The organism is Paraburkholderia sp. PGU19, from assembly GCF_013426915.1.
Lineage (GTDB): Bacteria > Pseudomonadota > Gammaproteobacteria > Burkholderiales > Burkholderiaceae > Paraburkholderia.
Genome location: NZ_AP023179.1, coordinates 3,171,093 through 3,183,960, shown reverse-complemented (window position 1 = coordinate 3,183,960; position 12,868 = coordinate 3,171,093). Strand labels below are relative to the sequence as shown.

The window sequence follows — 12,868 nt, the reverse complement described above, 5'->3', positions numbered from 1 at the left end:
GCCCGCGCCGTTCCGCGCCACGACAGGCGTTTTAAGCCGTGGTGAGCATTTCCTTCGCGTGCTTGCGCGTGGTGGCCGTGATTGCCAGGCCGCCGAGCATGCGCGCGACTTCTTCGATACGGCTCGTCTTGTCCAGCGACGTCACCGTGCTGACCGTGCCGTTCTTGCCCTTGCTGCTCTTCGCGACCTGGAAGTGGTGGTCGCCGCGCGCCGCGACTTGCGGCAGGTGCGTCACGCATAGCACCTGGCGTTGTTCGCCGAGCTGATGCAAGAGACGCCCGACCACTTCCGCGACACCGCCGCCGATCCCCGTGTCCACTTCGTCGAAGATCAGCGTCGGCGTCGGGCTGGCCGCGCTGGCGATCACCGAGAGCGCGAGACTGATACGCGCGAGTTCGCCGCCCGAGGCCACCTTCGCCAGCGGCCGCAACGGCACGCCCGCATGGCCCGCGACGCGGAATTCGATCTGTTCCATGCCATGCGCGCCGCCGTCGGGCAGCGGCACGAGCGCGACTTCGAAGCTGCCGCCCGCCATCGACAGTTCCTGCATGCCCGTCGTCACCGCGGCGCCCAGCGCCTTCGCGGCTTTCGCGCGCGCCTTTGACAGCACCTTGGCATCGGCGAGATACGCGTCTTTCGCCTTTGTCTCGGCGGCGCGCAGCGCGTCGAGATCGGCGGCGGCGTCGAGTTTCGCGAGTTGCGCGCGGCGCTCTTCATGTTCTTGCGGCAAGGTTTCCGGTTGCAGCCGGAATTTGCGCGCCGCCGAATGCAGCGCGTCGAGACGCTTTTCGACCTGGGCGAGCCTGTCGGGATCGAGTTCCAGCCGCTGCGCGTAGTGGCTCAGCGAATACGCGGCTTCCTGCAACTGGATTTCGGCGGGTTCGAGCGCGGCGAGCGCGTCGTTCAGCGCCGGATCGATCTCGGCGAGATCGCGCACCTTCGAGATGACGGACGACAGATGACCGAGCATCGCTTCGTCCGATTCGGACAGCGCCGACAGCGCGCCCTGCACGCCGTCGATCAGATTTGCCGAATGCGACAGCCGCCGGTGCTCGACGTTGACCTCTTCCCACTCGCCGGGCTGCGGCGAGAGCTTGTCGAGTTCCGCAAGCTGCCACGCAAGACGCTCGCGTTCGAGTTGCAGTTCGCGGTCCTTGCTCTGGGCGGTCTCGACGGCCTGCGCCGCGTCGCGCCAGGTGCGCCACGCGCGGGTCACGGCGGCCTTCGTGTCGAGCAACCCGGCATGCGTGTCGAACAGTTCGCGCTGCGCGTCGGGCCGCATAAGCAGTTGATGCGCATGCTGGCCGTGAATATCGACGAGCATTTCGCCGACTTCGCGCAGTTGCGTGAGCGTCGCTGCCGTGCCGTTGATGAACGCGCGCGAGCGGCCGTTGCCATCCACCACGCGGCGCAGCATGACCGTATTGCCGTGCTCCGTCTCCCCGGCGGCGAGCGCCTGTTCGTCGAGCCATGTGTCGACGAGCGGATGCGTGTCGAATTCGGCCGTGATGTCCGCGCGCGCCTCGCCGTTGCGTACGACGCTCGCGTCGGCGCGTGCGCCGAGGGCCAGCGCAAGCGCGTCGATGAGAATGGATTTGCCGGCACCCGTTTCGCCGGAAAAGACTGTGAAGCCGCTGTCGAATTCAAGGTCGAGCGCGGCGACGATGACGAAGTCGCGTATCGAGAGGTGGCGGAGCATGGCTCGTCTGTGTGGCGTGGCTGGCGTGAGTTGGTGTGGTGTTGTCGTTACGCTCGGACTTGCAGCAGGCGGCGCTGGCGAGCATTCAGTCGCTTGGATCGTCTTCGTGCGACGGATATTCGTTCCAGTGCAGCTTCTTGCGCAACGTCGCGTAGTAGCTGTAGCCGACGGGATGCAGGAAAGGCACCGTATGGCGTGAGCGGCGCACGTCGATCGTGTCGTTCAGCTCCAGCGCGGTGAACGACTGCATGTCGAAGTTCACGTTGACGTCGCGGCCCGAGATGATCTGGATACTGACCTTGGAGTCGTCCGGTATCACGATAGGGCGGTTCGACAGCGCATGCGGCGCAATCGGCACGAGCACGAGGCCCTGCAGCTGCGGATGCAGAATCGGTCCTTGCGACGACAGCGCATAAGCCGTCGAGCCTGTCGGCGTCGCGACGATCAGCCCGTCCGAGCGCTGGTTGTACATGAAGCGGCCGTCCACGGAGACGCGCAGTTCCGCCATGCCCGAAAAGCCCGAACGGTTCACGACGACGTCGTTGAAGGCGAGCGCATGGTAAATGGGTTGGCCGTCGCGCATGATCCGCGATTCGAGCAGCACGCGTTCCTCGCGCTCGAAGGTGCCCGACAGCATCTGAGGAATGATCTCGCGCATGTCGGTGATCGGGATGTCGGTGATGAAGCCCAGCCGGCCGTGATTGATACCGATCAGCGGCGTTCTGTACGGCGCCAGTTGCCGGCCGATGCCCAGCATCGTGCCGTCGCCGCCGAGCACGATGGCAACGTCCGCGCGCGCGCCGATCTCCGCCGGTCGCAGCGCGGGCCATTGCGACGCGCCGATTTCCTGCGCGGTTTCCGCCTCGAACACGACGTCGAAGCCGAGCTTGCCGATGCACGCGGCGAGCGCGGTCAGCGGTTCCCCGATGCCCGGCGTATTGCTGCGCCCGACGAGCGCAACGGTCTTGAACTGGCTGTTAGCTTGCATGCCGGCATTACACCATAGGTGCGAGCTGAAAAGAACCGTAGAAGGCGGCGGCACGCCCGCCGGGGCTGACACGCGACGGCCGCGCGATGCCGGCCAGCCTTCACCCGATTATCGTTAGAATGGTGAAGTCCTCATGGCAGATGTGACGACTGTCTGGATCCATGCGATGCGGCTTGTGCGCGGGCGGGTGCCGCGCAGGGCGCGCACGGCTGTCAAGCCGCGGCGCCGCGTGCCGCCGCGCGCTCGCCGCGATGCGGTGGTTACGCTAAAATTTTTCGCCATGCTAGATCCTCGCGCACAAACCCTTCTGAAAACGCTGATCGAGCGGTATATCGCCGAAGGTCAGCCGGTCGGCTCGCGCACGCTCTCGCGGTACTCCGGGCTCGAACTGAGCCCGGCGACGATCCGCAACGTGATGTCCGATCTGGAGGAGCTGGGGCTCGTCATCAGTCCGCATACGTCGGCGGGACGCATTCCCACGCCGCGAGGCTACCGGCTTTTCGTCGACACCATGCTCACCGTCGAGTCGGCCGCCGACGAAGACGCCGTGATGCGCGCGGTGAAGACCACGCTGCAGCCGGGCGAGCCCCAGAAGGTGGTCGCGGCCGCCGCGAGCGTGCTGTCCAACCTGTCGCAGTTCGCGGGCGTGATCCTGACGCCCCGCCGCAGCCATGTGTTCAAGCAGATCGAATTTCTGCGCCTGTCCGACAAACGCATCCTGCTGATCATCGTGACGCCGGAAGGCGACGTGCAGAACCGCATCATGGCGACGCAGCGCGATTTCTCGCCGTCGCAGCTCACCGAGGCATCCAATTACATCAACGCGCACTTCGCGGGCCTGTCGTTCGACGAGGTGCGTCTGCGTCTGCGCGAAGAAATCGACGAACTGCGCGGCGACATGACCACGCTGATGCACGCAGCCGTCACCGCGAGTACGGACGTCACGGATACGGGCGAAACCGTGCTGATTTCCGGCGAGCGCAATCTGCTCGAAGTGGCCGACCTTTCGTCGGACATGGCGCGGCTGCGCAAGCTGTTCGATGTATTCGATCAAAAGACGAGTCTCCTTCAGTTGCTCGATGTGTCGAGCCACGCGCAAGGCGTGCAGATTTTCATTGGCGGCGAATCGAACCTCGTCCCGATCGAGGAAATGAGCGTGGTGACGGCACCGTACGAAGTCAACGGCAAGATCGTCGGCACGCTCGGCGTGATCGGCCCGACGCGCATGGCGTACAACCGCGTCATTCCCATCGTCGACATCACCGCGCGCCTGCTTTCAATGACGCTCAGCCAGGGCTAGCGTTGAACTCGGCATGGTGATCATCATGCGCGGCGTTTTTCGCCGTGCCAATTGGCCGAACGGCCAGGTATCGGCGGCAGACCGCGCCGCTATAATGGGCTTCCCGATTCATTACGTGCCGCGCGCTTGCACGGCTCTTCCCTTTGCCTATGCGCTTCGATCTCGAGCGGCCCTCGCAGAATGCCGCGGCACATCGTGTCGCGGTGTTGCTGATTAATCTCGGCACGCCCGATGCGCCGACGCCCCGCGCCGTGCGGCGCTATCTCGCGCAGTTTCTGTCCGATCCGCGCGTGGTCGAGATTCCGTCGTTCGTGTGGCAAATCATCCTGCGTTTGTTGATCCTGCCGTTTCGCGGCGTGGCCTCGGCGAAGAAGTACGCGGCCGTCTGGATGCCTGAAGGCTCGCCGCTGCGCGTGCATACGGAAAAGCAGGTGGAAGGGCTGCGGCATCTGCTGCACCTGAACGACTACACCGTGATCGTCGATTACGCGATGCGTTACGGCACGCCGGGCATTCCCGCCATGCTCAACCAGCTGAAGCTGGCGGGCGCAGAACGCATCCTGCTGATGCCGATGTATCCGCAATATTCGTCGTCGACCACGGCCACGGCGTTCGACGACGCGTTCGCCGCGCTCAAGCGCATGCGAAACCAGCCGGAGATCCGCACCGTTCGCCAGTACGCGGATCACCCCGCTTATATCTCGGCGCTCGCGGCGCAGGTGAACCATTACTGGCATGCGCACGGCCGCCCGGACTTTGCGGCGGGCGACAAACTGGTGCTGAGCTTTCACGGCGTGCCCAAGCGCACGCTCGACCTGGGCGATCCGTATCACGAGCAATGTCAGCAGACGGCGTCGCTGCTGATGCACGCGCTCGGGGTCACAACGGTGGAATGCCGCGTGACGTTCCAGTCGCGCTTTGGCAAGGCCGAATGGCTGCAGCCTTATACGGCGCCGACGCTCAAGGAGCTCGGCGCGGCGGGTGTGCATCGCGCGGACGTGTTCTGTCCGGGCTTCACGGCGGATTGTCTGGAGACGATCGAGGAAATCGGCATGGAAGTGCGCGACGAATTCGTGCACGCGGGCGGGAAAGTTTTTCACGCCATTCCCTGCCTGAACGCGTCGACAGCGTGGGTTGCGGCGCTCGGCGAGATCGTCGCGCAGCATCTGCAAGGCTGGCCGGTGCAGGTGAGCGCGCCGCAAAGCGCGTCCGTTGCGTGAATTTTTCCGGGTCCGGCATGCAATCTGCATTCGTATATCGGCTCATGGCGTCTGGGAACGCCTGAAGAAGGACTGATGAACTACAAGATTTCTACCGAACCGGGCGCTCGCTTGCGCATCGACAAATGGCTGTGGGCGGCGCGCTTCTTCAAGACGCGCTCGCTGGCAACCGATGCCGTCGAGAAGGGCCGGGTGCGGATCGGTGGCGCGACGGTGAAGCCGGCCAAGGATGTGCGGGTCGGCGATCTGGTCGAGATCGAAATCGAGCGGATTGTGTGGCAGATCCAGGTGCTCGGCGTGTGCGACGTGCGCGGGCCAGCGAGCGTCGCGCAGACGCTTTACGTGGAAACCGAAGAGGGCAGGCAGAAGCGCCAGCAGGAGAACGAGCGGCGCAAGACCTATCGCGAGCCAGCCGCCGAGTTGCACGGACGGCCGACCAAGCGCGATAGACGCGTCATCGACAAATTTTCGCGTTAGGGTTGAACAGCTGTTCCATCGTCGCATGAACGCCACCATATTCGGTGGTGTGTTCGTTGACGACGCCGGACATGCAGATGGTCGTGGTGCCTGCGATGAGTACCAATGCGACCACCGATATAGCGAAGGTCAGTTTCACGGTACTCCCCCATGGAGATTGCAAGCGGAAACGGGCGATTCAGCTGGTAGTAAGCCGTACGTCAGATTAGGGTTAACGTGTCTTTTCGGACGGTTAAGTTGAGTTTAGGACACTCGCGCAGCGCGCTCAATCTCAATATGATGTCGCGCTCGAAATGCTTGTTACGCCAGATTTCCGGGCCCCTGCACGGTGCAAAAAGCATTGGCGGGAGCCTTGAAATACGGCGTGCGCACCCTTACTTGCACCGTTGATGCGCGGCCGGCATGTTGTATCGGCGCCACGCTCATCGAGCGAGTCCCGTTAAACTGCCGCCGTTTCTTGGCCATATCTATTTGAATTTCAGCGACATGGAAAACACGCAAGAGAATCCGACGAGCCAGAATCCCACGCCCGCCGACGAAGCCGCGCGCCAGGCCGCAGAGGCCGCACCGGGCGAGCCGCAGGCTCAGGCGCAGAAGCCGGAAACGGTTGCCGGCGAACAGCAGGCCGAAACGTCCGGCGTAGAGGCCGCGCTGGCCGAAACGCAGGCGAAGCTGGCCGAAATGCAGGAAAACTTCCTGCGCGCCAAAGCGGAGACGGAGAACGTGCGCCGCCGCGGTCAGGAAGACGTCACGAAGGCGCACAAGTTCGCCATCGAGAGCTTTGCCGAACATCTGCTGCCCGTCGTCGACAGCCTCGAAGCGGCCGTCACGCACTCCTCCGACGATCTCGTGAAGGTCCGCGAAGGCGTCGAGCTGACGCTGCGCCAGCTGACGGGCGCGCTGGAGAAGGGCAAGGTTGTTGCTCTCAATCCCGTTGGCGAGAAGTTCGATCCGCATCGCCATCAGGCCATTTCGATGGTCCCGGCCGATCAGGAGCCGAACACCGTGGTCGCCGTGCTGCAAAAGGGCTATGTGATCGCCGACCGCGTGCTGCGTCCGGCGCTGGTCACGGTCGCGGCCCCGAAGTAAGCGGCGCTCGTATCGTAATGGCCAGCATTCCCGTCGACAGCACCGCGTTCGCGGTCTTCGACATGCAGGCACTCACGGCCGATACCTTCGATGCCGGCATCCAGTCGGCGGGCGACGATCTGGCCGTGGTGTTCTTCTGGGGGCTGGACTGCTTCAACTGCGAAATCGCAAAGAAGGCGATGCTCGCGCAGCCGGACGCGATCCGTGCGCTCGGCCTGCGCTGGTTTCACAGCAATGTGTACGAGCATCGCGAACTGGGCCGGCGCTTTGTGCTGCATGGCGTGCCGACGTGGTTCTTCTTTCACCGGGGCAAGCGCCTCGGGCGGGCGACGGGCTGGCATGGACTGGCGCAATTCGAAGCGGCAGTCGCCGCGGCGCGTGAGAAAATCCGCGCGGCCAGCGTAGACCCGCCCGGAGCAGGGGCGGCGGGCGCAGGGTGAGCGGGTCCAATCGGCGCCTAGGCCGATTGAAAAAATTTAATGACCGTATCGCATTAAGGGTCTTGAAAACGATGCGACTGCACTTATGTTGAGTGCAGGATGAAATTCAGGGGCGGGACGCCCGGTGGCCGGATGGGTCAGCCAGCGATGCCCGCAGCGATCAAAGTCAGGAGATTAGTAAAAATGGGCAAAATCATCGGCATCGACCTCGGCACCACCAATTCGTGCGTGGCGCTGATGGAAGGCAATCAGGTCAAGGTGATCGAGAATTCGGAAGGTGCACGCACCACGCCGTCGATCATCGCTTACATGGACGACAACGAAGTCCTGGTCGGCGCGCCTGCCAAGCGTCAATCGGTTACCAACCCGAAGAACACGCTGTACGCGGTCAAGCGCCTGATCGGCCGCCGCTTCGAAGAAAAAGAAGTGCAGAAGGACATCGGCCTGATGCCCTACAAGATCGTTAAGCACGACAACGGCGACGCCTGGGTCGAAGCGCATGGGCAAAAGCTCGCGCCGTCGCAGATTTCCGCCGAAGTGCTGCGCAAGATGAAGAAAACGGCCGAAGACTATCTCGGCGAGACGGTCACGGAAGCCGTCATCACGGTCCCGGCGTACTTCAACGACAGCCAGCGTCAGGCTACGAAGGACGCAGGCCGCATCGCCGGTCTGGACGTGAAGCGGATCATCAACGAACCGACGGCGGCTGCGCTCGCGTTCGGTCTGGACAAGGCTGAAAAGGGCGACCGCAAGATCGCGGTGTTCGACCTGGGCGGCGGCACGTTCGACATCTCGATCATCGAAATCGCGGACGTGGACGGCGAAATGCAGTTCGAAGTGCTGTCGACGAACGGCGACACGTTCCTCGGCGGTGAAGACTTCGACCAGCGCATCATCGACTACATCATCGGCGAGTTCAAGAAAGAGCAAGGCGTCGATCTGTCGAAGGACGTGCTCGCGCTGCAACGCCTGAAGGAAGCGGCTGAAAAGGCGAAGATCGAACTGTCGTCGGGTCAGCAGACGGAAATCAACCTGCCGTACATCACGGCGGACGCATCGGGTCCGAAGCACTTGAACCTGAAGATCACGCGCGCCAAGCTGGAAGCGCTGGTCGAAGACCTGATCGAGCGCACCATCGAGCCGTGCCGCGTCGCGATCAAGGATGCGGGCGTGAAGGTCGGCGAAATCGACGACGTGATTCTCGTCGGCGGCCAGACGCGTATGCCGAAGGTGCAGGAGAAGGTCAAGGAGTTCTTCGGCAAGGACCCGCGCCGCGACGTGAACCCGGACGAAGCCGTTGCTGTCGGCGCGGCGATTCAAGGCCAGGTGCTGTCGGGCGACCGCAAGGACGTGCTGCTGCTGGACGTGACGCCGCTGTCGCTGGGCATTGAAACGCTCGGCGGCGTGATGACGAAGATGATCAACAAGAACACCACGATCCCGACCAAGCACGCCCAGGTGTATTCGACGGCGGACGACAATCAGGGCGCCGTGACGATCAAGGTGTTCCAGGGCGAGCGCGAAATGGCGGCGGGTAACAAGCTGCTGGGCGAGTTCAACCTGGAAGGCATTCCGCCCGCACCGCGCGGCGTGCCGCAGATCGAAGTGAGCTTCGACATCGACGCGAACGGCATTCTGCACGTCGGCGCGAAGGACAAGGCGACGGGCAAGGAAAACCGCATCACGATCAAGGCGAACTCGGGTCTGTCGGAAGCCGAAATCGAAAAGATGGTGAAGGACGCGGAAGCGAACGCGGAAGAAGATCACAAGCTGCGTGAACTGGCCGACGCCCGCAACCAGGGCGATGCGCTGGTCCACAGCACGAAGAAGGCGCTCACCGAGTACGGCGACAAGCTGGACGCGGGCGAGAAGGAAAAGATCGAAGCCGCGCTGAAGGATCTCGAAGAAACGCTGAAGAGCGGCTCGAGCGACAAGGCAGCGATCGAAGCCAAGATCGAGACGGTTGCAACGGCGTCGCAGAAGCTCGGCGAAAAGATGTACGCCGACATGCAGGCGCAAGGTGCAGCGGGCGCGGCAGGTGCGGGCGCAGCCGGTGCGGAAGCAGCGGCAGCGGGCCAAAGCCAGCAGGCCGACGACGTCGTCGACGCCGAGTTCAAGGAAGTGAAGAAGGACTAAGCCGGGTTGCTATCTGACCGCAAGGCTGCGCATGTCATCCGTGCGCAGCCCGGCTGCAAAGGGTTGAGCGCCTCCACGGCGTCTGAACCGATCACGCGCCTGGCGAGCCTTTCGGCTCTCCGGGCACATTTGTTTTATGGAGGGCGCGGCTTTTGACCCGTAATTGCGGTCGAGGCCAGAGCCTTACGAGTCGCGAGACTCCAGCATTCAAGAGGAGCCGCCGCGCCGCACTGCGCGGATGGCGTTGAACCGATATGGCGAAACGGGATTACTACGAGATTCTGGGCGTTGCAAAGAACGCGAGCGACGACGAAATCAAGAAGGCTTATCGCAAGCTCGCGATGAAGCACCACCCTGACCGCAATCCGGGCAACAAGGATGCGGAAGAGCATTTCAAAGAGGTGAAGGAAGCCTATGAAATGCTGTCGGATTCGCAAAAGCGTGCAGCGTACGACCAGTACGGCCACGCTGGCGTCGATCCGAACATGGCGGGTGCGGGCGCCCAGGGTTTCGGCGGTTTTGCCGATGCATTCGGCGACATCTTCGGCGACATCTTCGGCCAGGCAGCAGCCGGTGGCCGCGGCGGCCGCGGCGGCCCGCAGGTGTATCGCGGCGCCGATCTGCGCTACAGCATGGAAATCACGCTCGAGCAGGCTGCGCACGGCTACGACACGCAGATCCGCGTGCCGAGCTGGGCGTCGTGTGAAATCTGTCACGGTTCGGGCGCCAAGCCGGGCACGAAGCCGGAAACCTGTCCGACCTGTAACGGCTCGGGCGCGGTGCGGATGTCGCAAGGCTTCTTCAGCATCCAGCAGACGTGTCCGAAGTGTCACGGCACGGGCACCTACATCCCCGAGCCTTGCACGCACTGCCACGGCGCGGGCAAGACCAAGGAAACCAAGACGCTGGAAGTGAAGATTCCGGCGGGCATCGACGACGGCATGCGCATCCGTTCGGCTGGCAACGGCGAGCCGGGCATCAACGGCGGTCCGTCGGGCGACCTGTACGTCGAGATTCACATCAAGGCGCACGCTGTATTCGAGCGCGACGGCGACGATCTGCATTGCCAGATGCCGATTCCGTTCACGAAGGCGGCGCTGGGCGGCGAGATCGAAGTGCCGACGCTTGCTGGCCGCGCGAGCTTTACAGTGCCGGAAGGCACGCAGTCGGGCAAGACGTTCCGGTTGCGCGGCAAGGGCATCAAGGGTTTGCGTTCGAGCATCGCGGGTGATCTATACGTGCATGTTCAGGTGGAAACGCCCGTCAAGCTCACGGATTCGCAGCGCGACCTGCTGCAGCAGTTCGAGAAGTCGCTTGTGGAAGGCGGCGCGCGTCATAGCCCGCAGAGCAAAAGCTGGTTCGACCGCGTCAAGAGCTTTTTCGATTAACGCGTTCTGAAGTTGGCGGCATGCATGGCGGCTCAGGAAACAGCGGCTCACGAAGGAAGCTCCGTGTTCGCGTTGCTGGACGACTGCGACTCGACTACGAGTCGCTGTTCGAGCCGGCTGTACACGGGGTTTCGTCGCGAGCACGTTTGCACCGACCGCGCGCAGCTGGACGCCGTCTGCGAGGCGGCTTCGGCTGATATCGATAGCGGGCTGTTCGCCGTCGTGCTGGCCGACTACGAATTTGGACAGGCTTTGCAGCAGAAGACGCAGCGTGCGAGTGGCACGCTGCGTTTTTTATTGTTCGAGACGTGCCGGAAGATGTCGCGCGACGAGGTCGACACATGGCTCGCGCTCTACGACAGCGCGGCCGTCGAGCCTTCTGTGGCGGGCATCGGCGGCGTTCATGCGAGCGTCGACGAAACGCAGTTCACGCAGGCCATCGGCGCGATTCACGACGCGCTGCGCGCCGGCGACTCCTATCAGATCAACTACACCTACCGGCTATATTTCGACGTGTTCGGCACGCCCGCCGCGCTATTCCGGCGGCTGCGCGCGCGGCAGTCGGTTCACTACGGCGCGCTGATCGCATTGCCCGACGACCGCTGGGTCGTGTCGTGCTCGCCGGAGCTGTTCGTCGAGAAGAAGGGCGCTTCGCTGCGCACACGGCCAATGAAGGGCACCGCGCCGCGTTCGTCGGACGCGCAGCAGGATCGCGCGGCTGCCGAGTTCCTTGCCAGCGACCCGAAGAACCGCGCGGAAAACGTGATGATCGTCGATCTGCTGCGCAACGATCTGTCGCGGATCGCGGAAACCGGCACGGTGAAAACGCCCGCGCTGTTTTCGATCGAGCCGTATCAGTCGTTGTGGCAGATGACGTCGACCGTGACGGCGACGTTGCAGCCGCGCACGTCGTTTGCCGAGGTGCTGCGCGCGCTGTTTCCGTGCGGCTCGATCACGGGCGCGCCCAAGCACAAGACCATGCAGTTGATCGAGCAACTCGAGTCCACGCCGCGCGGGCTGTACACGGGCGCAATCGGCTGGCTCGACGCGCAGCCAGATCTCGGCGAGACAGTCGGCAAGCAGTGCGGCGATTTTTGTCTGTCGGTGGCGATCCGCACGCTGACGCTCGGCGCCGTCACACCGGACGGCGCACGGCATGGCGAAATGGGCATCGGCGCGGGCATCGTGCTCGATAGCGTGGCGCAGGACGAATACGCGGAGTGCAAATTGAAAGCGCGTTTCCTGACGGAAGCCGACCCGGGCTTCCAGCTATTCGAAACGATGTATGCGACGCGTGAAGGCGGCGCGCGGCATTTCGACCGGCATCTCGCGCGGCTTGGCCATAGTGCCCGGTGGCTAGGCTTCGCGTTTGACGAAGAGAGCGTGCGCGCGCAGCTCGTCGCGCAATGCGCGGCGCTGCGCAACGCCACGCCGCACCGGATGCGGCTGACGCTGGACAAGGCTGGCGCGGCGGAAATCACGTTTGCGCCGCTCGTGCCGCTGACGGAAGACGTGGTCGGCGTGCTGCTCGGCCCCGATCACGGTTTCGCGACGATGCAGGCAACCGATCCGCTGCTGCTGCACAAGACAACGCGGCGCGCGGAATACGATCGTGGCTGGCGCGAAGCCGAATCGCACGATGCGTTCGACACGTTGTTCTTCAACGAACGCGGCGAGCTGACCGAGGGCGGCCGGTCAAACATTTTCGTGATGCTGGATGGCCGCTGGTGGACGCCGCCGTTGTCGTCGGGCGTGTTGCCGGGCGTGATGCGTGGTGTGCTGCTGGACGATCCCGACATGCAAGCCGGCGAACGGGTGCTGACTCGGGAAGATGTGTTGAATGCGCAAGCGCTGCTACTCTGCAATGCGCTGCGTGGGGCGTTGCCGGCGCGGATTATTGTTTGAATGGTTTAGCCGGCAACGTAGAAGGAACGCGCATCAGATGTGATGCCGGTGAAACAGGCGACCGATCCACGCGGCGAGGCGCGCATGCCAGGTGGCGTCGTATTCGTGGGGATGATTGCCGTGGTCACGGATGCGCGTGACGTCGATCAGGCAGGAGGGGCTCATGTTCGTATCTCCGTTGGCGCGCGCTGAGCGCGTTGAAAGGAGAACGAAGATAGGCGACACC

The 12,868-nt window shown here is 63.6% G+C and carries 12 protein-coding genes; 8 read left to right on the top strand and 4 right to left on the bottom strand.

What is annotated here, in order from left to right; translation table 11 throughout:
• Positions 1 to 31 precede the first annotated feature (31 nt).
• Entirely contained in the window at positions 32 to 1,699 is a 1,668-nt protein-coding gene (gene recN / locus H1204_RS14440; protein WP_180728850.1) for a DNA repair protein RecN, read from the bottom strand.
• 85 nt (positions 1,700 to 1,784) lie between these two features.
• On the bottom strand, positions 1,785 to 2,687 hold the full coding sequence (locus tag H1204_RS14435) for an NAD kinase (protein WP_180728849.1): 903 nt from the start codon (positions 2,685 to 2,687) through the stop codon (positions 1,785 to 1,787).
• Between the two features lie 280 nt (positions 2,688 to 2,967).
• On the opposite strand from H1204_RS14435, the gene hrcA reads away from it, so the two are divergent.
• The 3 genes from hrcA to H1204_RS14420 all read left to right on the top strand — a co-directional run bounded on the left by hrcA (position 2,968) and on the right by H1204_RS14420 (position 5,684).
• Positions 2,968 to 3,987 carry a heat-inducible transcriptional repressor HrcA gene (hrcA, locus tag H1204_RS14430; protein ID WP_036002823.1) on the top strand — a complete coding sequence of 340 codons (1,020 nt, stop codon included), beginning with the start codon at positions 2,968 to 2,970 and terminating at the stop codon, positions 3,985 to 3,987.
• A 149-nt stretch (positions 3,988 to 4,136) separates the two neighbouring features.
• The gene (gene hemH, locus H1204_RS14425) at positions 4,137 to 5,207 is read left to right on the top strand and encodes a ferrochelatase (protein WP_180728848.1); all 1,071 of its coding nucleotides are present in this window, start codon (positions 4,137 to 4,139) and stop codon (positions 5,205 to 5,207) included.
• Between the two features lie 75 nt (positions 5,208 to 5,282).
• On the top strand, positions 5,283 to 5,684 hold the full coding sequence (locus H1204_RS14420; protein ID WP_180728847.1) for an RNA-binding S4 domain-containing protein: 402 nt from the start codon (positions 5,283 to 5,285) through the stop codon (positions 5,682 to 5,684).
• Here the strand turns inward: H1204_RS14420 and H1204_RS14415 are convergent.
• A complete protein-coding gene (locus tag H1204_RS14415) occupies positions 5,662 to 5,823 on the bottom strand; it encodes a hypothetical protein (RefSeq protein WP_180728846.1) in 162 nt (53 codons plus the stop codon). The genes H1204_RS14420 and H1204_RS14415 overlap by 23 nt on opposite strands.
• Before the next feature lie 347 nt (positions 5,824 to 6,170).
• Between H1204_RS14415 and grpE the strand changes: the two genes are divergently transcribed.
• The 5 genes from grpE (at position 6,171) to pabB (ending at position 12,642) form a co-directional block, all read left to right on the top strand.
• A complete protein-coding gene (gene grpE / locus H1204_RS14410) occupies positions 6,171 to 6,773 on the top strand; it encodes a nucleotide exchange factor GrpE (RefSeq protein ID WP_180728845.1) in 603 nt (200 codons plus the stop codon).
• Between the two features lie 17 nt (positions 6,774 to 6,790).
• On the top strand, positions 6,791 to 7,213 hold the full coding sequence (locus H1204_RS14405; RefSeq protein ID WP_180728844.1) for a thioredoxin family protein: 423 nt from the start codon (positions 6,791 to 6,793) through the stop codon (positions 7,211 to 7,213).
• 183 nt (positions 7,214 to 7,396) lie between these two features.
• A complete protein-coding gene (gene dnaK / locus H1204_RS14400) occupies positions 7,397 to 9,349 on the top strand; it encodes a molecular chaperone DnaK (RefSeq protein WP_180728843.1) in 1,953 nt (650 codons plus the stop codon).
• A gap of 254 nt (positions 9,350 to 9,603) precedes the next feature.
• Positions 9,604 to 10,737 (top strand): molecular chaperone DnaJ, encoded by a 1,134-nt coding sequence (dnaJ, locus tag H1204_RS14395; RefSeq protein ID WP_180728842.1) that lies wholly within the window; start codon positions 9,604 to 9,606, stop codon positions 10,735 to 10,737.
• Between the two features lie 24 nt (positions 10,738 to 10,761).
• Entirely contained in the window at positions 10,762 to 12,642 is a 1,881-nt protein-coding gene (gene pabB, locus H1204_RS14390; protein ID WP_180728841.1) for an aminodeoxychorismate synthase component I, read from the top strand.
• A 33-nt stretch (positions 12,643 to 12,675) separates the two neighbouring features.
• On the opposite strand, the gene H1204_RS52630 is transcribed toward pabB, so the two are convergent.
• On the bottom strand, positions 12,676 to 12,807 hold the full coding sequence (locus H1204_RS52630) for a hypothetical protein (RefSeq protein WP_274608186.1): 132 nt from the start codon (positions 12,805 to 12,807) through the stop codon (positions 12,676 to 12,678).
• Positions 12,808 to 12,868: the final 61 nt, after the last annotated feature.